Annotated in this window: 11 protein-coding genes; 3 read left to right on the top strand and 8 right to left on the bottom strand. The window is 71.4% G+C overall.

Going from position 1 to position 12,360, the window contains the following annotated elements:
- Positions 1-35 precede the first annotated feature (35 nt).
- Positions 36-1,469, top strand: a complete 1,434-nt coding sequence (zwf, locus tag ABD831_RS10915) for a glucose-6-phosphate dehydrogenase (protein WP_344945807.1) — start codon at positions 36-38, stop codon at positions 1,467-1,469.
- Positions 1,470-1,600: 131 nt separating this feature from the next.
- Positions 1,601-4,807: a S8 family serine peptidase gene (locus ABD831_RS10910; protein WP_344945803.1), complete on the top strand. Its 3,207-nt coding sequence runs from the start codon at positions 1,601-1,603 to the stop codon at positions 4,805-4,807.
- Between the two features lie 86 nt (positions 4,808-4,893).
- On the opposite strand, the gene ABD831_RS10905 is transcribed toward ABD831_RS10910, so the two are convergent.
- From ABD831_RS10905 to ABD831_RS10880, 6 genes are all read right to left on the bottom strand, one after another.
- Positions 4,894-5,277, bottom strand: coding sequence for a hypothetical protein (locus tag ABD831_RS10905; RefSeq protein ID WP_344945800.1), 384 nt, complete (start codon positions 5,275-5,277; stop codon positions 4,894-4,896).
- Complete coding sequence (locus tag ABD831_RS10900) at positions 5,274-5,816, bottom strand: hypothetical protein (RefSeq protein ID WP_344945797.1); 543 nt, start codon at positions 5,814-5,816, stop codon at positions 5,274-5,276. The genes ABD831_RS10905 and ABD831_RS10900 overlap by 4 nt, the downstream gene beginning before the upstream one ends.
- Positions 5,817-5,946: 130 nt before the next feature.
- Positions 5,947-6,363 carry a DUF2500 domain-containing protein gene (locus ABD831_RS10895; protein WP_344945794.1) on the bottom strand — a complete coding sequence of 139 codons (417 nt, stop codon included), beginning with the start codon at positions 6,361-6,363 and terminating at the stop codon, positions 5,947-5,949.
- An 85-nt stretch (positions 6,364-6,448) separates the two neighbouring features.
- Positions 6,449-6,946, bottom strand: a complete 498-nt coding sequence (locus ABD831_RS10890; protein WP_344945791.1) for a hypothetical protein — start codon at positions 6,944-6,946, stop codon at positions 6,449-6,451.
- 85 nt (positions 6,947-7,031) lie between these two features.
- Complete coding sequence (locus ABD831_RS10885) at positions 7,032-8,087, bottom strand: Gfo/Idh/MocA family protein (RefSeq protein WP_344945788.1); 1,056 nt, start codon at positions 8,085-8,087, stop codon at positions 7,032-7,034.
- The gene (locus ABD831_RS10880) at positions 8,084-8,632 is read right to left on the bottom strand and encodes a DinB family protein (RefSeq protein ID WP_344945785.1); all 549 of its coding nucleotides are present in this window, start codon (positions 8,630-8,632) and stop codon (positions 8,084-8,086) included. The genes ABD831_RS10885 and ABD831_RS10880 overlap by 4 nt, the downstream gene beginning before the upstream one ends.
- A 71-nt stretch (positions 8,633-8,703) precedes the next feature.
- Between ABD831_RS10880 and ABD831_RS10875 the strand changes: the two genes are divergently transcribed.
- Positions 8,704-9,804, top strand: a complete 1,101-nt coding sequence (locus tag ABD831_RS10875) for a diacylglycerol/lipid kinase family protein (protein WP_344945782.1) — start codon at positions 8,704-8,706, stop codon at positions 9,802-9,804.
- Between the two features lie 19 nt (positions 9,805-9,823).
- Here the strand turns inward: ABD831_RS10875 and efeB are convergent, their stop codons facing one another.
- A complete protein-coding gene (gene efeB, locus ABD831_RS10870) occupies positions 9,824-11,140 on the bottom strand; it encodes an iron uptake transporter deferrochelatase/peroxidase subunit (protein ID WP_344945779.1) in 1,317 nt (438 codons plus the stop codon).
- Positions 11,137-12,306 (bottom strand): iron uptake system protein EfeO, encoded by a 1,170-nt coding sequence (gene efeO / locus ABD831_RS10865; RefSeq protein WP_344945775.1) that lies wholly within the window; start codon positions 12,304-12,306, stop codon positions 11,137-11,139. Before efeO ends, efeB begins: the two co-directional genes overlap by 4 nt.
- Positions 12,307-12,360: the final 54 nt, after the last annotated feature.

The following is a 12,360-nucleotide window of genomic DNA, read 5'->3' as shown; positions in this document are numbered from 1 at the left end:
TCCCGCTGGCGGCCGATCTGCGCCACGCTGGACCCATGCCAGCCACCACGGTCGTCCTCTTCGGCGCCACCGGAGACCTCGCCAGGCGCAAGCTGCTCCCGGGCATGCTGCACCTGCACGAGTCCCAGCTGCTCGAGGGCCTGCGGATCGTCGCGACGTCGCTCGACGAGCTGAGCCGGGACGAGTTCCTGGACCTCGCGTTCGCCGCGATCCGCGAGCACTCGAGCCACGACGTCACCGACGACGACCTGCGCGAGTTCGCCGAACGCCTGTACTGGGTGCCGGGCAGCGCTGGCCCGCAAGGGATTCGAGCTGCTGTCGACGAGTCCGAGGCCATCCTCGGCGAGGGGGCGCGACGCCTGCACTACCTGTCGGTGCCGCCCAAGGCTGCGCTGGCGGTCGTGCACCAGCTCGCCGAGGCGGGGCTCGTCGAGCGCAGCCGGATCATCATGGAGAAGCCGTTCGGCACCGACCTCGCGAGCGCCCGGGCGCTCAACGCGGAGCTGCACGAGGTCTTCGACGAGGAGCAGATCTTCCGCATCGACCACTTCCTCGGCAAGGAGGCGGCGCAGAACATCCTCGCGTTCCGATTCGCCAACGGCCTCTTCGAGCCGATCTGGCACCGCAACCACATCGACCACATCCAGATCGACGTGCCCGAGACGCTCGGCCTCGCGCAGCGGGCCGACTTCTACGAGAGCACCGGCGCCTACCGCGACATGGTCGTCACCCACCTCTTCCAGGTGCTCGCCTTCACCGCGATGGAGCCGCCGACCGCGCTCGAGCCGGCAGCCATCAGCGAGGAGAAGAACAAGGTCTTCCGGTCGATGTCGCCCATCGAGCCGCACGACGTCGTGCGCGGGCAGTACGTCGGCTACCGCGACGTGCCGGGCGTCAAGCCGGAGAGCCAGACCGAGACCTTCGTGGCCCTCAAGTGCTTCGTCGACAACTGGCGCTGGGCCGGTGTCCCCTTCTACCTGCGCACCGGCAAGAGGCTGGCCGAGGGCGCCCGCATCATCTCGATCGCCTTCAAGGAGCCGCCGCGCTCGATGTTCCCCGCCGGGTCGGGCGTCGGCGACAACGGGCCCGACCACCTGACCTTCGACCTCGCCGACAAGGCGCGAATGTCGCTGTCCTTCTATGGAAAACGCCCCGGACCGGGGATGAAGCTCGACAAGCTCTCGATGCAGTTCTCGATGCAGGAGACGAACTGGGCGGGCGCGGTGCTCGAGGCCTACGAGCGCCTCATCTACGACGCAGCCCGCGGCGACCGCACCCTCTTCACGTCGGCCGAGGGCATCGAGCGCCTCTGGGAGATCAGTCAGCCGCTCCTCGACAACCCGCCGATCGTGCGCCCCTACGACGCCGGCACGTGGGGCCCCAACCAGATCCACCAGCTCGTCGCCCCGTTCACGTGGCGCCTGCCGTTCGAGCGCCGCTGGCGTGACCCCAACGCGATGGGCGCCTGAGCCTCACCCGCGGTGCGTGCCGGCCCCAACCTTGGGGATTCCTGCGAATCCCCTGCCGACGGGCTGAGGACGTCGATAACCTCAAGCGTTCGGAACGGGGGCCGGAAATCGCCAACCGAAGAGGTGGATCGATGCGCAAGACCCTCAGTTTCAGAACGCGCACGGCGGTGGTGCTCTCGGCCTTCGGGGTCGTCGCAGCCTGTGCCGTCACCGCGCCGCAAGCCCTGGCGGCTGCGAGCGCCGCCGCGAGCCCTGCGAAGCAGTCACAGCTCGGCAAGCATGACCGCGAGCTGCTGGCCACGGCTCGGGCGAACGGCTCGCGCACGGTGACCCTGCTCATCGCGGCCACACCCGGGCAGAACAACTCGGTCACCACCGCGCTCAGGTCGCTGGGTGCGGTCATCAGCAAGGCCGACGGCGACGTCAGCTACATCCGGGCCATCGTGCCGATCGACAAGGTCGACACGGCCGCCAACCTCAGCGGCATCGTCGCAGCCGACCTCGACGAGGTCATCCCGCTGGACGACCCGACGCCGCAGGGCGCCCAGCCGGCGACTCCCCAGACACCACCGGGCGCCGGCACTCCCCGTGACAACGCCTACATGCCCGTCCGGGACACGGGCGCCGCAGCCTTCACGGCAGCACACCCGACGTGGGACGGCCGTGGCACCACCATCGGCATCGTGGACTCCGGAGTCGACCTCGACCACCCGGCCCTGGCGACGACGACCACCGGAGAGCGCAAGATCACCGACTGGGTCACCGCCACCGACCCGTTCACCGACGACGACCCGACGTGGCTCAAGATGTCGACGCAGGTCACAGGACCGAGCTTCAGCTTCGACGGGAACAGCTACGTGGCACCCGCCGGGAGCTACCGGGTGGCGATGTTCACCGAGGGTGACCCGCGCCTCGGCGGTGAGGTCGGCAGCGACGTCAACCGCGACGGCGACACGACCGACCGCTTCGCGGTCCTGTGGGACCCAACCGCAGGCACGGTCCGCGTCGACACCAACCAGGACCGGAACCTGGCGAACGACCAGGTCCTGACCGACTACGCCAAGAAGTTCGACGTCGGTCACTTCGGGACCGACAACCCGGCCACGGACATCCACGAGTCGATGCCCTTCGTCGTGCAGACGGACGGCAAGAACAAGGTCGTCAACATCGGCATCGCGTCCGGTGAGCACGGGTCCCACGTCGCCGGCATCACCGCCGCGAACCAGATGTTCGGTGGTGCCATGTCCGGCGCGGCCCCCGGAGCCAAGATCAAGTCCGTCCGGGTGTGCATGTTCATCACCGGCTGCACCTCGCACGCCCTCATCGAGGGCATGACGTTCATCGCCAAGCAGGGCAACGTCGACGTCATCAACATGTCGATCGGCGGACTCCCGGCGCTCAACGACGGCAACAACACCCGGGCCGTGCTCTACAACCGGCTCGTCGAGCAGTACAACGTCCAGATCTTCATCTCGGCCGGCAACAACGGGTCAGGAGTGAACACGATCGGTGACCCGGCTGTTGCCTCCCGTGTCCTTGCCGTCGGTTCCTACATCAGCAAGGAGACCTGGCAGAAGAACTACGGCTCGGACTCGACCTATGTCGACAACCTGCACGGCTTCTCCTCACGCGGCCCGCGCGAGGACGGCGGTTTCAAGCCCGAGATCGTCGCCCCGGGTGCCGCGATCTCCACCACCCCGATGTGGGAGACCTCGTCCCCCGTGGCCGGAACCTACGCGCTCCCGGCCGGCTACTCCATGCTCCAGGGCACGTCCATGGCATCCCCGCAGGCCGCCGGAGTCGGGTCGCTGCTCGTCAGTGCTGCCAAGCAGGCAGGGGTGCAGAGCCAGCCCGCTCAGCTCCGTGAGGCGCTCACCTCCTCCGCTCGCCTGCTCGGCCGCTACGGTGCCTACGAGCAGGGCAACGGGCTCATCGACGTGGGCGCAGCCTGGAACCTGCTCAGGTCGAACCTCAAGCCGGTCGACATCAGCTCGTCCGTCGACGTGCACACGATCCTGTCCGGCTTCCTGGCCACGCCGGGGCGGGGCGAGGGCATCTACGACCGTGAGGGAGTCGCAGCAGGGGACACCCTCACCCGCGTCTACACCTTCACCAGGACCTCGGGCGGAGGCGGGAGCCGCACCTACAACCTGAGCTGGTCAGGCAACGACGGCACCTTCGCGTCAGCCACGACGCTGGCGCTGCCGCTCAACACCCCGACCACGCTGAGCGTGACCGTCCACCCGACCGCTGCGGGCACGCACTCGGCCATCCTCAACCTCGACGACCCGTCGACGGCCGGCATCGAGAAGCAGACGCTCAACACGGTCGTGGCTGCGGAGGCTTTCACCGCCGCCGACAACTACACGGTGACCCGAACCGGCAGCATCGGCCGCAACCAGGTGACGAGCTACTTCGTCTCCGTCCCCGCCCGCACGCCGGCCTTCAAGGTCGACCTCCAAGGAGGCGGGGCCACACCCGGCGCGGGTCAGATCCGGTTCCTGCGGTTCCACCCGTACGGCGTCTCGCTGGAGGACAACTCGTCGCTCAGCTGCTACACGCCCAGCTCGGGCAGCTGCGTGGGCTCGCCGACCAGTCGGACGACGAGCAACCCGCAGGCCGGCGTCTGGGAGGTCACCGTCGAGGCCCGGCGCACGTCGGACACCGAGAACGCCCCCTACACGCTGACGATGTCGATCCTCGGGGCAACCGTCTCACCCAACCCCGACGTCATCGCCTCGGCGACGCTCGGGACGCCGGTGGCGCGCAGCTACACCCTGACCAACGGCTTCGGCGCCTTCACCGGGCGGGCCGTCGGGACAACCCTGGGTAGCGCGAAGACGCTGACTCCGACCATCACGGGCGGAGTGCAGCAGCAACGCGTGGTGTCCGTGACGGCAGGCTCGACGTCGTTGCGGGCCACCATCGGGTCCGCCAGCGACACCGGCGCCGACCTCGACCTCTACGTCTACAACTGCACGACCGGCAGCTGCGTGCTGGCTGGGCAGTCCGCCGACGGAGACAGCGAGGAGTCGGTGACCATCGCCAACCCGACGGCGGGCGCCTGGGTCACGCTCGTCGACGGCTACGCCGTGCCCTCGGGCTCGACGACGTTCAGCTACGTCGACGTGTTCACCAACCCGGCCTTCGGTTCGGTCGCCGTCACCGACGCGAACGCCCTCCGGCCGGCCGGGTCGTCCTGGACCGTTCCGGGCACCGTGACCGCCAATGCGGCGCCGGCCGCAGGCCGGGTCCTGCTCGGCTCCGTGCAGGTGCGCACCGACGCCAACGTCCTCGTCGGCACCGGGGACGTCGTGGTGCAGTCCGTGACCCCTTAGCGGCCCCCGCCGCGACGAACAGCGACAGGCCCCGCCGGGCGATCCGGCGGGGCCTGTCCGCGCCCCGGCAAGCGGTGCTCGATCCGTCAGCGCCGCAGGGCGGCAGCGAGGGCGTCCGGGTCGGCGACGGTCACCGTCGCGCCCGGATGACGCAGCCTGCCGGTGGGTTCGATGGCCGGGACCGGTTCGACGAACGACACGCAGAGGCCCTGCCGCGAGTTGGTCGCGAAGGTGACGCCGTGGTCGGCCAGGGACAGGTGCGCCGGACCCGCCGTGCGGTACCACGCATACCCCGTGCTCACCTGCGTGCCGGCGACGTTGGCGAGCGGGGTGCGCAGTCGCCAGAGGCCGAACCGCACGTGCAGCTCCGTGTCGGTGACGACGACCCTCGCTGTGGCCGGTGTGACCCCGAAGGCGAGGGCGGGCAGGCGGTAGCGCCCCTCGAAGGCGAACTCGAACTCACGCCTCACGAGCGGCGCCTCAGGCTGGAGGGCGGGTCGAGCAGACCCGCGACGCCGCGCTGCTGCTCACCGAGGTAGGTGTCGAGGACGAGCAGTCCTGCCGTGGTCGCGGGGGTCGCCCACTGGAGCCAGCTCATTCGCCGGGTGAGGTCCCGCGCCTGCTTCTGGGCCGCCGCATCCGTGTCGGCACGCTCCAGTGCATCGCCCAGCTCCGCCCCGGAGCGGTAGGCCTCGGCACTCAGAGCGATGGCTGTGCCCGTGAGCGCCGTCTTGAGGACGACGGCAGCCGCGGTCTGGCGGTGTCCGAGGACGCGCCGACGGTTGTCGGCGAGGATGGCAACGCCGCTGAGCAGGTGCAGTCCGATCGCGGCTCCCTGGATCGGACCCCACCGGCGCCAACCCTCGTCGGCGATGTCGGCCCGTTCGCGGGCGTCTTCCCCCACGCGAGCGGCCGGGTTGAGCGCCGCGGCGCCCGCCAGGGACCCCCCGAACCAGGCCGCGCTGGTGAGCAGGTGCGTCGCCCGAACGATGGTGCTGTATGCCGTCATGCCGAGTCCCTGGTGAGTGTGGCGCCCCGTCCGGGGCGCGTCGTGTGGTGGGACTGGCCGTACCCGCTTCGTGACGTGCCACACCGCTCCGCCGCTCGCGACCGGTCGGCAGGCGCTACCGCGAGCGGGGTCAGTGGGGTCCGTCGACGACGTTCTGGCGAGTGAAGCCCTTGAAGCGCGTGCCCTGGTGCATGAGGTGCCCGCGGTCGCCCTCGGCGAGCTGGCCGAAGTCCTGACCGCTGACCTGCAGCTCGCGCCGTTCGCCCGATGGCTCCTCGAACGTCACGAAGTAGGTCGTGCTCGAGGTCGCGGGCGTGCCGGCGACCGTCGGTGCGCCCGGGTCCGCGCCGGGCAGCGCGGTCGAACCGGAGCGTCGACGCACGTCGGTGCGGCGTGACACGACGAGGGCGTCGACACTGCGCAAGGGGCTGGCCTCGTTGGCCCGCCACTGCGAGACGCCCTTGACGACGACGAAGCCGAACACGCCGACCACGAGCACGCCCACCGTCGCGATGAAGAGGAGGACGAGACCCTCCATGCCGGACATGTCGAACACCGTGCAACCCCCCGTCCACGCACCGGCGCCGTGCCGGTGGCGGCAGTCTGCCATGCACCGGCGGCGTCCGTGCGGTCTAGCGGGAGTCCTTGCGGGCCTGCCTGCGCGCGCCCTGGGACTGCGACGAGGCGTCGCGCTTGAGGCCACCCGTCGTCTTCGTCGCGCGCCGCTTGGTCGAGGGCACCGACCCCGTCCCGACGGACGACGCCACCGACCCGGGTCCCGTGCCGGCCTTGACCTCCCGGGCCGCCGCGAGACGCTCGGCCTTGAGCCCGGCGGCCGCCGCACGAGCGACGACGCCGAGGCGGGCGCTGACCCGGGCGAGGGCCAGCTCGAAGACCTCGGCGCGGTCGGCGTTGAGCCGGTTGGCCGGCCGCGCCGCGCCCCTGGCCCCCTTGGCCGGGACGCGCGCGCTGGCCTGTCGCCGGTAGAGGCCCACGTGCTTGTTGCGGGCCCGACGCACCCTCTGGTGCAGCTCGATGAGCTCGTCCTCACCCAGCTCGGCGAGGCGGTCCGGCTCGGTCTCGCGGACGAGGTCGGCCATGGGCGCGGTCAGCGATGTCGTCGTCGTCATGACACTCGATCCTCGCCGTCACCGCCGGCCTGAGCATCACCTCGGCAGGGTGATGCCCTGATCTGGTGGGCTGCCCGGGCCCGCGTCACTCGCCCGGGTAGACGACCCCGATCTGGCGCCGCACGGCGTCCATCGTCTCCATCACGCGCAGCGTCGTCGCGTGCGGCAGGAGCGGCGACTCGGTTTCGCCGGCGACGAGGCAGCGGGCGAACTCGGCCGCCTCGTAGGAGAAGCCACGCACGTCGTCGGTGAGGCCCCCGGCTCGCTCGTCGATGACCTCGTTGTTGCGGTCGACGAGCCGGATCGTCGACCCGCCGGCATAGAAGGTGCTGGACAGCTCGAGCCGCGCCTCCGTGCCGGCGACGACGGCGCTGCACGGCGTGACGCCCGCCATCGTGCACGACAGCACGCCGTGCGCTCCGCCGGCGCCGGCCACGGTGATGGTCGTCGTGGCGTCGACGCCGAGGTCGGTCAGCGTGCCGTGGGCCGACACCGACGAGGGCGCGCCGAGCACCATGTCGGCGAACGACACGGGGTAGACGCCGAGGTCGAGCAGCGCACCGCCGGCGAGCTCGGGCTGGGACAGCCGGGCGGGGCCGCCGGGGTAGAGGCGCTGGCCGTGGTCGGCGAAGACGGCGACGAGCTCGCCGATGAGGCCGGTCTCGACGACGTGGCGCACGACGTCGTAGTGCGGCAGGAAGCGGCTCCACATCGCCTCGACGACGAGCAGGTCCTGCTCGGCAGCGGCGTCGAGCACCTCACGGGCCTCGGCCGCACTGCGCGTGAAGGCCTTCTCGACGAGCACCGGCTTGCCGGCCCGGATGGCGAGCAGCGCGTGGTCGCGGTGCTCGGAGTGCGGCGACGCGACGTAGACGGCATCCACCTCCGGGTCGGCGACGAGCTCCTCGTAGGACCCGTAGGCCCGCGGGACCTCGAACTCGTCGGCGAAGTCCTGCGCGCGCTCGCGACTGCGCGACCCGACGGCGACGACCGAGGACGCGGTGCCGACCGCGACGGCGTCGGCGAAGGTGTGCGCGATGCCGCCCGGCGCGAGGATCCCCCAGCGGATGGCGGGCGCATCGTGCGGGTCGGGCGTGCGTGGCTCGGGCAGCTGGAGGGGCACGTCGATGGGCAGGGTCATGCAGTCACATCCCAGAGGTGGTGGTGGACGTCGTGGACGAAGTAGAGCGCGAGGGTGCGGGCCGTGAACTGCGAGCCGTTGCTGCGCAGCGCCGGCCACTCCCACTGCGTACCCGTCGGGAGGGCGTATGCCGTCGCCGCCGTCTCGAACGCCTCCGTGAGATCGCGCTCCACGACCTCGGGGTCCGAGCGCCAGTACCGGGCCCCGAGAGCGGTCTCGTCCTGGTCCCAGTTCGCGAACTGCACGAGCGCGCCCTCGCCCGCGAGGATCTGCTCGAGCCGTCCGCGCATGACGTCGCAGACGTCGCGGACGTGGCAGGCGTACTCGAGCGGCGACCAGACCCCCTCGGCCGGTCGGGTGCGCACGTCGTCGCGACCCAGCCGGGCGGCATACGACCGCGCGGCGTCACGCAGGATCCCTGGGACGTCGGCCGGGTCGGTGGTTGCCGCGTCGAAGCCGCAGTCGGGGCACGGGCGGGTCAGCACCCAGGTCCAGTCCGCGTCGTCCCGCGTCGACGGCCCGGGATCGGTGGGGGGCTCGCTCATGCGGCCAGCCTAGGGCCGGGGGCCGCCGGCGATTCGGGGAGCGCCCGACCCGCGGGATAGCGTATGTCTTCGTGCTCAAGGACTACCTGCCGTGGATCATCGCCGGCCTCGTCGTGCTGGCGCTGGTCATCGGAGGTCTGGTCCTGACCCGCGTCGTCCCCGAGGTGACCGCGACGCGACGTCGGCGCCCGCGCCCGCCCCGCGACCATTTCCGCAACGGCGACGAGCCGCCCGCACCGCTCAAGCGCGCCGGCGTCGTCATCAACCCGACGAAGCTCAGCGACCTGCCGGCGGCGCGGGACCGCATCTCGGCGGCGTGCCTGGCGAACGGCTGGGGCGAGCCGCTCTTCTACGAGACGACCATCGAGGACCCGGGCCAGGGCCAGGCCGCGCAGGCGGTCCGGGACGGCGCCGACATCGTCTGCACCCTCGGCGGCGACGGCACGGTGCGCAATGTCGCGAGCGCGCTCGTCGGCACGGAGACCGCCCTCGGCATCCTTCCCGCCGGCACCGGCAACCTGCTGGCTCGCAACCTCGACCTGCCCGTCGCGCTCGAGGCAGCCGTCGCGGTCGCCCTGACCGGTCGCAACCGCCGCATCGACGTCGGCGAGATCGTCATCGGGTCGGCGCCGATGGACGACGCGCCCGACGAGAGTGGCGACCCCGAGACGCACTACTTCCTCGTCATGAGCGGCATCGGCATGGACGCGCAGATCATGGCCGGCACCAACGAGAACCTCAAGGCCAAGGTCGGCTGGCCGGCCTACATGGTCTCGGGACTCAAGCACCTCGTCTCCCCGGAGTTCCGCATCGCCGTCAAGGTCGACGACGAGCTCGAGTTCCGGCGCCGTGCGCGGATGGTCGTCATCGGCAACTGCGGGCGCCTGCTGGGCGGCCTCGTGCTCATGCCGAACGCCCGCGTCGACGACGGGCAGCTCGACACCGTCATCGCCTCGCCGCGCGGCGTCGTCGGCTGGGTGCCCGTCGCGACCCGCGTCGCCACCCGGCAGCGCAAGGGCCACCCGACCCTCGACCACAAGGTGTGCAAGGAGATCCGCGTGCGCACCGACCGTCCGGTCCCCGTCCAGATCGACGGCGACGTCATCGGTGAGGCGAGCGAGGTCAGCGCGACGGTGCGCCCCGGCTGCCTCACGGTCCGCGTCAGCCAGTAGCCGCGGTCGCCGCGCCCGCTCAGGCGAAGAGCGCCTGGCCCCAGTGCTCCCCGTCCTTCAGGCCGGGCGGACACGCGAAGACCGCCGACCCGTTGTGCTCGATGTACTCGTTGAGCCCGTCGGCCTTGGCGAGCGCCCGCTGCATCGGCACGAACTGCTTGCCGGGGTTGCGCATGTAGGCGAGGAAGAAGAGCCCCGCGTCGAGGTGGCCGACGCCGTCGGAGCCGTCGGTGAAGTTGTAGCCGCGTCGCAGGAGGCGTATGCCGCCGAGCCGGCTCTCGTGGGCCAGGCGCACGTGGGCGGTGACGGGGATCGCGGGCGCGCCGTCGGGGCCCTTCTTCGCGAAGTCGGGGGTGTCGAACTCCTTGGTCGCGCCGAGCGGCGCGCCCTCCTTCTTGTCGCGACCGATGACGTCCTCCTGCTCCTGCAGGCTCGTCCGGTCCCAGACCTCGATGTGCATGCGGATGCGGCGCGCGACGAGGTAGGAGCCGCCGGCCATCCACGCGGCGGCGCCGGTCTCGTCGCTGTCGCCGACCCACACGTGCTGCGCGAGGCCTTCGGGCTCCTCCGCCTTGAGGTTGTTGGTGCCGTCCTTGAAGCCGAACATGTTGCGCGGCGTGGCCTGCGCGGTCGACGTCGAGGAGGTGCGGCCGAAGCCGAGCTGCGACCAGCGCACGGCCACGACGCCGAAACCGAGCCGGACGAGGTTGCGCACGGCGTGGACCGCGACCTGCGGGTCGTTGGCGCAGGCCTGGATGCAGAGGTCGCCGCCCGAGCGGCGCGGGTCGAGCTGGTCGCCGGTGAAGGGCGGCAGCTCCTGCAACGCGGCCGGACGCTTCGCCGCGAGACCGAACCGGTCGTCGAAGAGGGACGGGCCGTAGCCGATGGTGATCGTCAGGCCGGAGGCCGGGAGCCCGTAGGCCTCGCCCGTGTCCTCGGGTGCGCGGTTGGGGCCACCCCCGACCAGGCCGCCGGGAGCGGCCTCGGCGCCGGCCGTCATGCGCTCGGCGGCGCGGGTCCAGTCCTCGAGCAGCTGACGCAGCTGGTCACGGTCCGTGGTCACGACGTCGAGCGCGACGAAGTGCAGCCGGTCCTGCGCCGGCGTGACGATGCCGGCCTGGTGCGCGCCGCGGAACGGGATGGCGGCGTCGAGCGCGAGGGCCGATGCCGTGGTGGACGGCGTGGCACCTGCGGCGGCGGCACCGTCACCGCGCGACACGGCATCCCCTCGCAGGGCGAGGGCTCCGGCACCGCTCGCCCCGGCCACGACGCCGGCGACGGCCGCCGTCCCCGAGGCGCCGATGAGTCGGCGGCGGCTCAGACCGTCGTCGGTCACTTGGTCTCCACGACTCCGGGGGCCTTCGAGACCTGCTCCGAGAGCGCGTCGAGCGAGACGGTCAGCTCCTTGAGGTCGGCGTCGGTCAGCGCGGTGTAGGCCTTGTAGTCGGCGCCGGCCTTGTGCTTCGCGAGCAGGCTCGACAGCTCGGTGAAGCGGGCGTCGAGGGCCTTCTGCAGCGCGGGGTCGCGCTCGGTGATGACGGGGCGCAGCACGGCGAGCGCCTGGAGCGAGCCCTCGAGGTTGCCGTCGAAGTCCCAGAGGTCGGTGTGCGAGTAGCGCTCCTCCTCGCCGGTGATCTTGCCGGTCGCGACCTCGTCGAGGAGTGCCTTGGCCCCGTTGGCGATGGACAGGGCCGTGGGCTCGACCGTCTTGCTCCTGGCCGCGATCTCGGTGACGTCGGCGAGGAGCTGGTCGGCGATGGCGCCCGAGTCCTTCTGGAGGCCGTCCTTCCAGAGGTCCTTCTCGAGGCGGTGGTAGCCGGTGAAGGCCATGCCGTCGGCGATGACGTCCTCGCGGCCGTCGATCCTGGGGTCGAGGTCTCCGAAGCTCTCGGCGACGGGCTCGATGGCCTCCCACGGGTGGCGAGCCTGGGCGTAGAGCGACTTGGCCCTGGCGACGTCGCCGGCCTTGACCGCCGCGACGAACTCCTTGGTGCCCGTGACGAACTCGTCGGCCTCCGATGCGACGAAGGCCTTGTAGTCGGCGATGGACTTGGCGACCTTGGAGTCGGCGCTGCCCTTGGCGGCCGTGCCCGTCACGGTGAACGTGCCCCGGATGCCGTCGCCGACCATGCCGGGCTTGCACGAGGTCGTGAAGGTGCCGGGCTCGGTGATCTCGACCTTGAGCTCGCGGCTCAGGCCCGGCGTGATGTTCTCGACCTCGGAGACGATGCGGTCGCCGTCGGCGTAGAGGTAGAACTCGTTGACCTTGCTGCCCGAGTTCGTGACCTGGAAGGTCACGGTCCCGGCCTTGGCGGTCGTGGCGCTCAGCTCGCACGCGGTGTCGGTGGCGTTGACGGTGATCGGGCCTCCGGCGCCGGCCGCCGTGGAGCCCCCGGTGGCGCCCGGCTTGTCGGCGCAGCCGGTCAGTGCGAGGGCTGCGGCGAGCGAGAGCGCGACGGGCACGACGACCCGGGTCGAACGACGCAGGGCAGGGCGGGGCATGGCGGTTCTCCTGGAGGGGTTCGGCGAGTGAGGAGTGGTGGCGACGGCTCGGTC

This window comes from Terrabacter ginsenosidimutans (genome assembly GCF_039539425.1).
Taxonomy (GTDB): Bacteria; Actinomycetota; Actinomycetes; order Actinomycetales; family Dermatophilaceae; genus Terrabacter; species Terrabacter ginsenosidimutans.
Note: the sequence above shows the minus strand (reverse complement) of the source record. Positions and strands in the feature narration are given on the sequence as shown.

What these genes read in the sequence shown, in the direction of transcription:
- ABD831_RS10895 (WP_344945794.1), bottom strand. Translation starts at nt 6,363, where the DNA reads ATGTCCGGCATGGAGGGTCTCGTCCTCCTCTTCATCGCGACGGTGGGC.
- ABD831_RS10890 (WP_344945791.1), bottom strand. Translation starts at nt 6,946, where the DNA reads ATGACGACGACGACATCGCTGACCGCGCCCATGGCCGACCTCGTCCGC.
- ABD831_RS10900 (WP_344945797.1), bottom strand. Translation starts at nt 5,816, where the DNA reads ATGACGGCATACAGCACCATCGTTCGGGCGACGCACCTGCTCACCAGC.
- ABD831_RS10885 (WP_344945788.1), bottom strand. Translation starts at nt 8,087, where the DNA reads ATGACCCTGCCCATCGACGTGCCCCTCCAGCTGCCCGAGCCACGCACG.
- zwf (WP_344945807.1), top strand. Translation starts at nt 36, where the DNA reads ATGCCAGCCACCACGGTCGTCCTCTTCGGCGCCACCGGAGACCTCGCC.
- ABD831_RS10880 (WP_344945785.1), bottom strand. Translation starts at nt 8,632, where the DNA reads ATGAGCGAGCCCCCCACCGATCCCGGGCCGTCGACGCGGGACGACGCG.
- efeO (WP_344945775.1), bottom strand. Translation starts at nt 12,306, where the DNA reads ATGCCCCGCCCTGCCCTGCGTCGTTCGACCCGGGTCGTCGTGCCCGTC.
- ABD831_RS10910 (WP_344945803.1), top strand. Translation starts at nt 1,601, where the DNA reads ATGCGCAAGACCCTCAGTTTCAGAACGCGCACGGCGGTGGTGCTCTCG.